The following is a 12,129-nucleotide window of genomic DNA, read 5'->3' as shown; positions in this document are numbered from 1 at the left end:
CTCCTGCTTAGAAATTTTTCGGATTTTCTTTATTCAATCCATAAGATTCGAAAAATGCTTCTTTAAAATCCAATAAATTATCATTTAAAATTGCAGTTCGAACATCTTCCATTAAGTTTAACAGAAAATAAAGATTATGATAAGTAGTAAGTCTCAATCCGAGCGTCTCATTCGCTTTGAACAGATGTCTGAGATACGCGCGCGTATAGTTTTTACAAGTATAGCAGTCGCAATTCGGATCAAGCGGCGTGAAATCACGTTCGTATATTTTGTTTTTCACAACGACGCGTCCCTGTGACGTCATCGTCGTACCGTTACGTGCAATACGTGTCGGCAGCACGCAGTCGAACATATCGACGCCGCGGATAACACCTTCGATTAATGCATCCGGAGAACCGATACCCATTAAATATCTCGGTTTGTCTTCCGGTAAAAGATGTACTGTTTCTTCCAGCACTCTGTACATGACAGGTTTTGGTTCACCGACGGAAAGTCCGCCGATTGAATACCCCGGGAAGTCCATTGCCACTAAATCTTTTGCACTCTGCTCACGCAGGTCTTTGTACTCGCCGCCCTGGACGATACCAAAAAGCGCCTGGTGTTTATCGTGTCCTTTTTTAATGTGGTGGTTTAAGCCGCGGTCAGCCCAGCGTGTCGTACGCTCAACCGATTTTTTAACGTAGTCGTGAGTCGACGGAATCGCCGCACACTCATCAAAGCTCATCATAATATCAGAGCCGAGATCGTGCTGAATATCCATAGCACCTTCAGGTCCTAAAAACAGTTTTGAACCGTCAAGATGACTGCGGAAATGCACACCCTCTTCAGTAATTTTACGGCGGTGGCTTAAGCTGAATACCTGGAAACCGCCCGAGTCTGTAAGAATCGGCTTATCCCAGTTCATAAACTTGTGCAGGCCGCCGGCTTCCTTAACAATATCGTTACCCGGACGCAGCCATAAGTGATACGTGTTCGATAAAATAATCTGCGAACCGATATCCGCAAGCTCTTCCGGAGACATCGTCTTAACCGTTGCAAGTGTTCCGACCGGCATGAAAATCGGCGTATCTATGACACCGTGCGGTGTATGAAGCTTGCCGAGTCGTGCACCGGTCTGTTTGCACGTTTTAATATGTTCATAGCGAATTGCCATGTTGGTCACCTCTTTAATGATTTTCTGCAGTGTTTTGTAATATTAATTGTAATGAGTCTGCCGTGTGGATGGCTTGGTGCACCTCGTCAAGTCTGCGAAGTACACCAAACTCCGCCGGTGCACCTCGTTAAGTCTGCGAAGTACACCAAAACCAGCCGGGGTACCTCGTTAAGTCTGCGAAGTACACCAAAGCCAGCCGGTGCACCTCGTTAAGTCTGCGAAGTACACCAAAGCCCGCCGGTGCACCTCGTTAAGTCTGCGAAGTACACCAAACTCCGCCGGTGCACCTCGTTAATGCTGCGAAGTACACCAAACTCCGCCGGTGCACCTCGTTAAGTCTGCGAAGTACACCTAAGCCCGCCGGTGCACCTCGTTAAGTCTGCGAAGTACACCTAAGCCCGCCGGTGCACCTCGTTAAGTCTGCGAAGTACACCAAACTCCGCCGGTGCACCTCGTTAATGTCGCGAAGTACACCTAAGCCCGCCGGTGAACCTCGTTAAGTCTGCGAAGTACACCAAAACCAGCCGGTGTACCTCGTTAAGTCTGCGAAGTACACCAAAACCAGCCGGTGCACCTCGTTAAGTCTGCGAAGTACACCAAACTCCGCCGGTGCACCTCGTTAAGTCTGCGAAGTACACCTAAGCCCGCCGGTGCACCTCGTTAATGCCGCGAAGTACACCAAACTCCGCCGGTGCACCTCGTTAATGTCTCGAAGTACACCAGCATCATCAAACGCGAACACAGCCCACACGCAAAACCCCCATACTTCACTACTTACCGCAAAAATATTTAATGTAAGATCATCGCATCGCCGAACGAGAAGAAACGGTATTCCGAATCCACCGCATGTGCGTATGCATTTAAAATGTGTTCACGTGAACTGAACGCGCTGACCAGCATGACCAGTGACGATTTAGGCAGGTGGAAATTGGTAATTAAAACGTCCACTGCTTTGTATTCGAATCCCGGATAAATAAAAATATCAGTAAATCCGGATGCTTCTTTAAATTCTCCGTGGTCGTGAATAATTGTTTCAAGTGTGCGCGTACTTGTCGTACCGACACTGATAATTTTCCCCCCTGCTGCTTTTTTATCGTTCAGCGTTTTCGCCGCATCAGCTGTCATCGTATAAAATTCGCTGTGCATTTTATGGTCTTCGATCGTATCTGCAGCGACAGGACGGAATGTTCCGAGTCCGACGTGCAGCGTAATGTATACAATTTCCACACCTTTATTTTTAATTTCCTGCATCAGTTCCTCAGTAAAGTGCAGTCCCGCTGTCGGTGCTGCAGCTGAACCCGATTCACGTGCAAAGACGGTCTGATATCGGTCTTTATCATCAAGTTTTTCTTTAATATACGGCGGCAGCGGCATTTCACCAAGCTCATCCAGAACGTTTTCCAGAATGCCGTCATAAATTAATTTCATATGATGAATGCCTTCTTCGAATTTCGCAGTACATTCTGCCGTCAGCTTGCCTTCACCGAACACGACACGCGTGCCGATATTCACTTTTTTTGACGGACGGATTAACACTTCGTATCCTTCGTCAATCGGTTTTAAAAGGAGCATTTCAATTTTGGCGCCGGTGTCTTCTTTTACACCGAACAATCTTGCCGGCAGTACTTTCGTATCGTTTAACACGAGTACGTCGCCCGGGTTAAAGTAATCGGCAACATCGTAAAAGTGTTTATCCGAAAGTTCGCCTGCCGCTTTATTAACTGCAAGCAGCCGTGAACTTGTACGGTCTTTTAACGGTGTCTGCGCGATTAAATTTTCAGGCAGATGAAAATCAAATTCTTCCAACTTCATGTGTTTCCTCCTAAACCAGCCTAGTTCATATCAATATTTTTAAAATACTCAAATGATTTGGCTGTGGCTTTACGACCTCTCGGTGTACGCTCTAAAAATCCGCGCTGAATTAAATACGGTTCGTACACATCGTTCAGTGTCACGACTTCCTCACCGATTGATACTGCTACAGTTTCAAGTCCGACCGGACCGCCGCCGTATGTACCGATAATTGTACGCATAATTTTATGGTCGATCGGTTCGAGTCCTTCCGGATCGACTTCAAGCACTTTCAGTGCATAGTTTGTCGTTTCAAGTGTAATTGCTTCTTCACCTTTTACCATCGAGAAATCCCTCACCCTGCGAAGCAGCCTGTTGGCAATTCTCGGTGTACCGCGGGATCTTTTCGCCAGCTCATTCAGGCTGTTTTCCGGAATGGCCACTTCAAAAATATCCGCCGTCCGTTCAATAATCAGCTTGAGACTGTCAAGGTCGTAATACTGCAGTCTCAGCTGCACACCGAAACGGTCTCTAAGCGGTGCAGAAAGGCTTCCAAACCGCGTTGTTGCACCGACGAGTGTAAAAGGCGGAAGGTCGATGCGGATACTTCTCGCTTCATCTCCCTGACCGATTACAACATCGATAAAGAAATCCTCCATTGCAGAGTATAAAATTTCCTCAACAAAACGCGGCAGCCTGTGAATTTCATCGATAAAAAGAACATCACCCGGTTCTAAACTGGATAAAATCGCAGCGAGGTCGCCGGCACGTTCAACGGCCGGTCCGGATGTCGTCTTAATATTAACGTTCATTTCCGCAGCGATAATGTTTGCAAGCGTCGTCTTACCGAGCCCCGGCGGGCCATGCAGTATGACGTGATCCAGCGCTTCTTCGCGCATTCTCGCTGCTTCGATAAATACGCTCAGGTTGCTTTTAAGTGCATCCTGACCGATATACTGATGCAGCTTTGTCGGCCGGAGCGATAATTCCAGCGACGCTTCATTATCGTGCTCATGCTCATCTAAAATACGTTCATCCATTACTTCACCCCGTTTAATTTAGTAACAGTTTCAATCCAAGCTTCACAGCCTCATCGACAGAACCGATATTTTCTTTAACAAGTTTTTTCTCAATGCGTGTCAGTTCACGTTTCGAATACCCGAGTACTTCAAGTGCCATCAATGCTTCCTCTACGTAAACATCATCTTTTGGAGATGCCGGCACCGCTGCTGGTTCTGCCGATCCATCCGGTTTCAGCTTGCCTTTTAAGTCCAGAATGATCTGGCTGGCACTCTTTTTACCGATACCCGGGAACTTCTGCATAAAGGCATTATCTTCTCTTTCGATTGCACTGATTATTTCGTTTGGCGTCGCTGCAGCAAGTATAGCCAAGGCACTCTTAGGACCAATTCCCGTCACTTTCAACAATGATTTGAACATTGATTTTTCGCTTTCACTCGTAAAACCGTAAAGCGTGTGTGAGTCATCTCTCACGATGAGCTCGGTAAAAATCGTTACATCTGTATTGATATGGCGTTCAAGACGAAACGGATTCGGAACGAGCAGCAGATAACCGATACCGCCCGTTTCAACCGTCGCACCTGAAGGTTTGACTTCCGTCAGCTTACCTTTTATATACTGATACATTTATAATCACCTATTCTACAAATTCAAACTCTCCACCTAAGATACGTACAATATCCCCGGCTTCAGCACCGCGGTCACGAAGTGCGTCATCGATACCCATCGTGCGCATCTGTCTTGCAAATCTGCGTACTGCCGCTTCGCGGTTAAAGTCAGTCATCATGAACAGACGTTCAATCGCATCGCCTGAAACGACGTAGGCACCGTCGTCATCACGGGAAATGACAAATTTATCCGGATCTTTCTCGTGACGGTAAATCACACGGCTTTCCGTCTCGATTTCTTCTTTAATTACCGGCTGTTCTTCAAGCAGATCCGCCACTTTATACAGTAACTGATCGATATTTTCACCGGTAGCTGCTGAAATTTGAACAATTTCGCTGTCCGTGTCTGTTCCTTCGATGAAATTATTAATAATCTCTTCATCGTGGTCGATTAATTCAACTTTATTTAATGCAATGACTTCCGGACGTTCGAGAAGTTCCTCGTTAAATAACGCCATTTCATTGCGGATTGTTTTATAGTCTTCAATTGCATCCCTGCCGTCTGTTTCAGAAATATCGACGACGTGAACAAGTACTTTCGTACGTTCAATATGACGCAGGAACTGGTGTCCAAGTCCCGTCCCGTCAGATGCGCCTTCAATTAATCCCGGCATATCAGCCATAACAAATGTACGGCCGTCTTTTGACTGAGCTACACCAAGGTTCGGCTGAAGTGTTGTAAAGTGATAGTCTCCGACTTTCGGTTTTGCCTGTGATACAGTACCGAGCAGCGTTGATTTACCGACGCTCGGGAAGCCGACAATACCGACATCCGCCATCATTTTAAGTTCCAGTGTGACTTCAAGTTCATGACCGGGCTCACCGTTTTCCGCAAAATCCGGTGCCGGGTTTCTGCTTGTTGCAAAGCGTGAGTTTCCGCGTCCGCCGCGTCCGCCTTTGGCGATAACAGCCTGCTGTTCATGTTCGACAAGATCTGCAAGTGTCTCACCGTTTTCTGCGTTTTTCACAATCGTGCCAGGCGGCACTTTTAATACTAATGGCGCACTGTTTTTACCGTGCATATTAGAATTCATTCCGTTTTCACCGTGAGTGGCCTTAAAGTGGCGCTGGAATCTGAAGTCCATTAAAGTTCTTAAGCCTTCATCAACTTCCATAATAATATCCGCACCGTCTCCGCCGTCTCCGCCGGATGGTCCGCCCATCGGAATGTATTTCTCTCTGCGATATGCTACCAGACCGTTTCCCCCGTTACCTGCTTTCAAGTGTACGGATACGTAATCTATAAACATAACACTCACCTCCATATAATTACTCTCTATTTTAAATTATAACATTCATAAAAAAAGACATCAGCAGAAGCTGATGCCACAAAATTATTATTTTGCTTCCTGATATACAGAAACACGTTTTTTGTCGCGTCCGACACGCTCGAATTTAACAACACCGTCGATTTTCGCGAATAGTGTGTCATCTCCACCGCGTCCTACGTTTTCACCTGGGTGAATTTTAGTACCGCGCTGACGGAATAAAATAGATCCGCCTGTTACGAATTGTCCATCTTGTCTTTTAGCACCAAGGCGTTTTGATTCAGAGTCACGACCGTTTCTAGTCGACCCTACCCCTTTTTTCGATGCGAAGAACTGTAAGTCTAATTTAAGCATTCTATACACCTCACTCTTGTTCAATTTTTATAAATTCGTTATATTCTGATTCAATAGTTTTTAATGACACAATCATTGTTTCCAAAATCAATTGAACGTTGTCATCTGATGTATCTTCAAGCTTAACACTTAAATATCCACCTTCATCGGCCATATCGATAGCCGGCTCGTAATCAGTCAGCGCAAATAGCGCATTCACACTTCCGAACACAACTGCCGAAGCACCTGCACATACGAGGTCTTTTCCGTGAACATCAAAGTCCGCGTGACCGTCCATCGTAAATCCGGTAATATGGTTTTTACTGTTACGTGCAACGATAACTCTGATCATTACGCGTTGATTTTGCCGATTGTCAGTTTAGTATATGGCTGACGATGACCTTGTTTACGGCTGTAGTTTTTTCTGCGTTTGAACTTGATAACGTTAATCTTTTTACCACGTCCGTGCTTCTCAACTGTAGCTGTAACAGTAGCACCTTCAACTGTAGGAACTCCAACTTTAACACTGTCGCCTCCAACAAAAAGTACTTTGTCAAACGTGAACTCAGCACCTTCTTCAACTTCCAGTTTCTCAACGAAGATTGATTGACCTTCTTCAACTTTTACCTGTTTACCACCTGTTTCGATGATTGCAAACATACTTACACCTCCTATTATTTAAAGACACGCCACTATAGGTGGGATATATCCGCTTCGACCTATATATGTGCGGTTGATGTTTACGTTTCATCAACTACTGTATTATATAAAATATAATTCAATGTGTCAATTACTTCTCCTGAATTCTTTTCTGACTTTTGCCGTCTGAATCGCAAGCACATAAAGGACTACGAAAAACAGCGCACTGATCAGCACACTCGGTATTGCACGGAGTGTAATATAGTCAAACAGCGGCATCGATATAAAGTCGAGCACACTGTACACTGCGTACTGATAAAGATCGAATAAAAACGAATTTAAGAGTACGACAAATGCCATTGCAACAAAGTCTCTGTAAAACACTCTGAATGCAGCCTGCATAAAAATAACAAACGCAATAAATCCGAAAATATGAATGCCGTACAGAGAGCCGATGTATATATCGAGCATAATTCCGAACAGTACCGCAAACAGCATGCTGATTCTCGGGCCTGCGTAAATCGTCAGCAGCAGGATGTACATAAACAGCAGCTTCGGTACGAAGTAGACTTCAATGCCGAATACAGTCATCGGACTGAAACCGGCAAATGCCATATCCATATACATCAGAATTATTCCGATAATGAAAATTACTATCATCTGCATTACTGTCAGTCCTCCAATGATTCAGGATCGCGTTTTAAGACAAACACGGTATCCACATCATTAAGATCGCTGTTCATCTGTACATACGCATTCTGGCTCAGACCGTACTCATCATTTTCCACTTCCACAACTTTACCGATAACAATCCCCTCGGGGAAAGCGCCCGTCAGACCGGAAGTGAATACTTCATCGCCTTCTTCAAGCTTGACCTTGCTCTTTATATTTTCTACAACAAGTACATCTTTTTCAGTATCGAAGTTACGGATGTTCCCATAGACCGCTTCTTCGTTATGTCTCACTTCCACAGACATATTATTCTGCGAAGCATTCGTCGAAATCATTTCGATAAAACTTGAACCGCCGTTAACCCGGGTTACGATACCCACAAGCCCTTCGGATGTCGACACCGCCATGCCTTCTTTAACGCCGTCTTTTTCTCCTTTATCGATAGTAAATGAGTCCAGCCACTGGTCCGGCGCACGTGAAATAACACGCGCATTTACAGTTTCATACGCCATGCTCGAACTTACTTCAAGCGATTTCCGCAGTTCCTCATTCTCTGCAGCAAGACGTTCGTTATCAGCCTTTAATTGCGGCAGCATGTCGAGCTGCTGTTTCAGCTCCTCATTTTCCTCCAGGGCACTGAAACTTCCGGTAATATTGGAAAATATATTACCGATAAAACCAAACGGTGCGTTAACGGCCTGCTGCGTTGCTGCAACCGTATCACCGGTAAATTGTTCGGCCTTTGTTGTCGAATCTCTGTCCGTCAGCGAAAAACCGATTAGTGCAATGAGCACCACTATGCCAAACAGCACGATTAACATGCGGTTTCTATTAAAAAACTTAGTCACTCTCATGCCGCCCCCAAAAAATTAATATCTGGGTAAATAATACCACATTTCGACATACACAATAAACTAATCTTGCCAGAGTGTTTTAATCTCATCGAGTCTTTCTGCAAATGCTTCCAGATCTTCATCAGGTACAGCGAGTGAGATACGGATATAATTTTCTGCACGGTCGCCGAACGGCTTACCGGGCGTCGCTAAAATCGACTGATTTTTCAGCAGATAGGTAACGAAACTTTCACCGCTGAATCCTTCAGGTACTTTTACCCATCCGAATATGCCGCCCTGAATCGGTTCGATCGGAATATTTAACTGTTTAAGTGACTGATTAACGAAGTCTTTCCGCTTTCTGAAAATTTCATTCTGGGCCGGAATCAGAGTGTCCGCATTATCGAGTGCAGCGATTGCAGCGTCCTGCGTGACGCCGAATACACCGGCGTTCGTATGGTCCTGAAACTTATTAATGCTCTCGATCATCTCTTTATTTCCTGCTGCAAAGCCGATTCTGTAGCCTGACATATTAAATCCTTTTGACAGTGAATAAATTTCCATCGATATTTCAAAATCCGGGTCGCTCGTCAGTATACTCGGATGTTTACCGTTAAAACCGAATGCGGAATAAGCAAAATCATGAACAACCTGTGTGCCGGTTCCTTTAAACCGCTGAATTACATCATCAAAAAATGCTTTATCCGCTGCAGCACCGACCGGATTCGACGGATAGTTTAAATAGATAAGATCCGTTTTTTTAAGCTCTGATTCCAGTGCGTCAAAGTCCGGCAGATAATTATTTTCTTCAAGGAGCGGCATATCTATCAGTTCCGCCTGTGCCAGTTCTACTGCGGTTATATAATCCGCATATCCCGGGTTCGGCAGCATAATACCCGCACCCGGATTGACATGTGCCATCGGGAAATTTACAAGAGCATTTTTCGTACCGAACAATATCGCAATATTTTCATCCTCAAGCTCTACATCGTATGTCCGTTTATAAAAACGTTTAATACTGGCTTTTAATTCCGCCTTTCCGCGGAATGCACCGTATTTCTGGTTCTCTTCTTTATCGATTGCTGTTTTCACTGCATCCGTAATGACTTTCGGAGTCCGTCCGTCAGGAATTCCCACCGCGAGATTTAACAGCGGCTTATTTCCCACTTCAAGTTTCTGATTCATCATACTGCTGAAGTAACTCGGACTTAATGAATTTAAAAGTTCACTTGCCATTTATTCGTCCTCCTCAGGTTTATCAAAGCCTTTAAAGTCTTCATCAATTACCCGGTTAAATTCGTCGGACTGTACCGCATTGATTAAATCCTCTTCCATTTTAGAGCCGGTATCTTCATTGTTAATTACAACCTGGTTTCTGAAGTTTTCGTTCATATTCTCGAGTGCAATTGCATCGCTCAGCTTCATCTCACTGGCGAGTGCAAAGTTACCCGGTACGAGTGACAGACCAATCTGATCCACACTTCTCGGCAGCTGTCCGGCATCCTGGTAAATAAACTCGAGATTTTTCTTATTGTCGATAATATCTTTCTCATCAATCGCAAACATATTTGCATCTTCGCTGATTGTAATCAGTCCTGCATCCTGCAATGTTAAAAATCCGCGGCTTGAGTTAACCGGATCGAGCGGCAGTGCCACTTCACTGCCGGAGGCAATATCTTCCACCGAGGAGAACTCACTGCTGTAAAGTCCCATCGGTGCTGTCGGCACCTGGATAATATTTTTTAAATCCGCACCGTTTTCTTCATTAAAACTTTCCATAAAGAGGACGTTCTGGAACAGGTTTGCATCTAAATCCCCGTTTGCCAGTGCATTATTCGGCTGAATATAGTCGCTGTATTCCACCACTTCAACTGAATATCCCTCTTCTTCAAGTACAGGTTTCAACGCATATGTCGCCATGTCAGCGAACGGTCCGCTGGATGCGCCGATTGTAATCACTTCGCCTTCATCTTCATATAGAAGAAGGCCGGTACCTGCAATAACGACCAATGTACCGATTAAAAATATTATAATTCCCCGCATTTACCGTTCCTCCCGTCTGTTAGATATAAAGTCTCCTGCCCACTGGACAATCTGTACGATAATAACAAGTACAATAACTGTTACGATCATCGTTAACGTATCGTACCGGTAGTATCCGTAACGGATCGCAAGGTCACCGACACCGCCTCCGCCGACAACACCGGCTGTTGCACTGAATGCAATAATTGAAATAATTGTCAGTGTAATCGCCTGTGTAATACTCTTTCTCGCTTCAGGCAGCAGGACATCGGTAACGATTAAGTAAATCGGGGCACCACCGGCAATACTTGCTTCAATCACTCCGTCTTTAACACTGTTAAAGCTCGATTCAACGAGTCTCGCAAACAACGGCACTGCCGCAATGGATAGTGCCACGCTGGCAAAGACAGGTCCGTGCGAAGCATTAACAAGCCACGTTGCAAAAGGCATAATTGCCACAATTAAAATAATGAAAGGAAAAGATCTGATAATATTTACGAGCCAGCCGAGCGTTGCATTTAAAGGCTTAATTTTAAACAGCAGCGGGTGCTGCGTAATATATAGCAGTATGCCAAGCGGCAGACCGATAAGAACTGCAAAAAATATTGAAATTGAAACCATCAGTGCCGTTTCAAGCAGTGCACGGTAAAGTAATGGCCAAAGCTGATTTAAGTTATCCAATATAACCCACCCTTTCTATGCCGTGTGTATTATCGATGTGTGATTTAAGACGGTCGATTTCCGGAGTGTCTCCCGACACCTGGAACATGAGAAAACCGAGCGGTTTTTCTTTAATATATTCAATGCGGCCATTTAAAATACTGATGCTTAAATCAAAGTCGCGGTACAGCTGATTTAAATAATTTTCTTCAGCATTCTCACTCAGAAATTGAATGGTGATGACCTGGTTTTCAGGCGTTTCCTTAATTTGTGCAGGCACTTCAAAATTATATATTTCCTGTACAAAATCCTTCGTAATTTCTTCCTTCGGATGGCTGAACACGCTGTAAGTTTCACCGGTTTCAATAATTTCTCCGGCAGACATTACCCCGACACGGTCCGCGATTTCTTTAATCACTTCCATTTCGTGAGTAATGACAACCATCGTAATTCCGAGCGACCGGTTAATACTTTTAAGAAGGTTCAGTATACTCTTTGTCGTATCCGGATCGAGCGCACTCGTTGCTTCATCACAGAGCAGTATGTCGGGATTGTTGGCAAGTGCTCTTGCAATGCCGATCCGCTGCTTCTGCCCGCCGCTTAAATTGCCGGCACTTATATTTGATTTGTCATTTAAGCCGACGAGGTCAAGCAGTTCTTTAATCCTTGCCGGTACGTCTTTTTTATTGTATTTACTGGCTTTAAGAACAAATTCTATATTTTCATATACCGTTTTTGATTCGATTAAATTAAACTGCTGGAAAATCATCCCGATTTTCTGGCGTCTGATACGGAGATCTTTCGGTGACAATTCTGTCAGAACGTCATTTCCGACAGTCACTGTGCCTTCAGACGGTCTTTCCAGCAAATTAATCAGTCTGACAAGTGTACTTTTACCGGCACCCGAGTAACCGATCAGTCCGAAGATTTCACCGGTTTCAACCGTCAGTGATGTCGGCTTTAATGCTTCAACAGTTCTACCTTTTAAATGATACGTTTTTGAAACGCTGTCCAGCTGAATGCTCATGCAGTCCCTCCTAGTATATAAATAAAAAACCATTTATCTGTAT

The 12,129-nt window shown here is 44.6% G+C and carries 14 protein-coding genes and 1 other annotated feature; all 14 genes read right to left on the bottom strand.

Features of this window, described 5'->3' with window-relative positions:
- Window positions 1-7: 7 nt before the first annotated feature.
- The 14 genes from tgt to RZ44_RS03245 all read right to left on the bottom strand — a co-directional run bounded on the left by tgt (window position 8) and on the right by RZ44_RS03245 (window position 12,086).
- Window positions 8-1,153, bottom strand: coding sequence for a tRNA guanosine(34) transglycosylase Tgt (gene tgt, locus RZ44_RS03310; protein ID WP_035808465.1), 1,146 nt, complete (start codon window positions 1,151-1,153; stop codon window positions 8-10).
- A 789-nt stretch (window positions 1,154-1,942) separates the two neighbouring features.
- Window positions 1,943-2,965: a tRNA preQ1(34) S-adenosylmethionine ribosyltransferase-isomerase QueA gene (gene queA, locus RZ44_RS03305; RefSeq protein WP_035808464.1), complete on the bottom strand. Its 1,023-nt coding sequence runs from the start codon at window positions 2,963-2,965 to the stop codon at window positions 1,943-1,945.
- A gap of 20 nt (window positions 2,966-2,985) precedes the next feature.
- A complete protein-coding gene (gene ruvB / locus RZ44_RS03300) occupies window positions 2,986-3,984 on the bottom strand; it encodes a Holliday junction branch migration DNA helicase RuvB (protein ID WP_035808462.1) in 999 nt (332 codons plus the stop codon).
- Between the two features lie 13 nt (window positions 3,985-3,997).
- Window positions 3,998-4,591 (bottom strand): Holliday junction branch migration protein RuvA, encoded by a 594-nt coding sequence (gene ruvA, locus RZ44_RS03295; RefSeq protein WP_035808460.1) that lies wholly within the window; start codon window positions 4,589-4,591, stop codon window positions 3,998-4,000.
- A 10-nt stretch (window positions 4,592-4,601) separates the two neighbouring features.
- Entirely contained in the window at window positions 4,602-5,882 is a 1,281-nt protein-coding gene (obgE, locus tag RZ44_RS03290; RefSeq protein WP_035808458.1) for a GTPase ObgE, read from the bottom strand.
- An 87-nt stretch (window positions 5,883-5,969) separates the two neighbouring features.
- Entirely contained in the window at window positions 5,970-6,254 is a 285-nt protein-coding gene (rpmA, locus tag RZ44_RS03285; RefSeq protein ID WP_035808455.1) for a 50S ribosomal protein L27, read from the bottom strand.
- 10 nt (window positions 6,255-6,264) lie between these two features.
- Window positions 6,265-6,585 carry a ribosomal-processing cysteine protease Prp gene (locus RZ44_RS03280; RefSeq protein WP_035808452.1) on the bottom strand — a complete coding sequence of 107 codons (321 nt, stop codon included), beginning with the start codon at window positions 6,583-6,585 and terminating at the stop codon, window positions 6,265-6,267.
- Window positions 6,585-6,893, bottom strand: coding sequence for a 50S ribosomal protein L21 (rplU, locus tag RZ44_RS03275; RefSeq protein ID WP_035808450.1), 309 nt, complete (start codon window positions 6,891-6,893; stop codon window positions 6,585-6,587). Before rplU ends, RZ44_RS03280 begins: the two co-directional genes overlap by 1 nt.
- Before the next feature lie 12 nt (window positions 6,894-6,905).
- Window positions 6,906-6,978, bottom strand: a sequence feature (ribosomal protein L21 leader region).
- A gap of 41 nt (window positions 6,979-7,019) precedes the next feature.
- On the bottom strand, window positions 7,020-7,538 hold the full coding sequence (gene mreD, locus RZ44_RS03270) for a rod shape-determining protein MreD (protein WP_035808448.1): 519 nt from the start codon (window positions 7,536-7,538) through the stop codon (window positions 7,020-7,022).
- Window positions 7,539-7,543: 5 nt separating this feature from the next.
- Window positions 7,544-8,398: a rod shape-determining protein MreC gene (gene mreC / locus RZ44_RS03265; RefSeq protein WP_231856246.1), complete on the bottom strand. Its 855-nt coding sequence runs from the start codon at window positions 8,396-8,398 to the stop codon at window positions 7,544-7,546.
- Window positions 8,399-8,458: 60 nt separating this feature from the next.
- On the bottom strand, window positions 8,459-9,613 hold the full coding sequence (locus tag RZ44_RS03260) for an aminotransferase class I/II-fold pyridoxal phosphate-dependent enzyme (RefSeq protein ID WP_035808446.1): 1,155 nt from the start codon (window positions 9,611-9,613) through the stop codon (window positions 8,459-8,461).
- The gene (locus tag RZ44_RS03255; protein ID WP_035808444.1) at window positions 9,614-10,420 is read right to left on the bottom strand and encodes a MetQ/NlpA family ABC transporter substrate-binding protein; all 807 of its coding nucleotides are present in this window, start codon (window positions 10,418-10,420) and stop codon (window positions 9,614-9,616) included. It abuts the gene before it with no gap.
- Window positions 10,421-11,080 carry a methionine ABC transporter permease gene (locus tag RZ44_RS03250; protein ID WP_035808442.1) on the bottom strand — a complete coding sequence of 220 codons (660 nt, stop codon included), beginning with the start codon at window positions 11,078-11,080 and terminating at the stop codon, window positions 10,421-10,423.
- Window positions 11,073-12,086: a methionine ABC transporter ATP-binding protein gene (locus RZ44_RS03245; RefSeq protein WP_035808439.1), complete on the bottom strand. Its 1,014-nt coding sequence runs from the start codon at window positions 12,084-12,086 to the stop codon at window positions 11,073-11,075. The genes RZ44_RS03250 and RZ44_RS03245 overlap by 8 nt, the downstream gene beginning before the upstream one ends.
- Window positions 12,087-12,129: the final 43 nt, after the last annotated feature.

The sequence above is a fragment of the Jeotgalicoccus saudimassiliensis genome, from assembly GCF_000756715.1.
GTDB lineage: Bacteria > Bacillota > Bacilli > Staphylococcales > Salinicoccaceae > Jeotgalicoccus > Jeotgalicoccus saudimassiliensis.
This window is presented reverse-complemented; position numbering and strand designations above follow the sequence as displayed.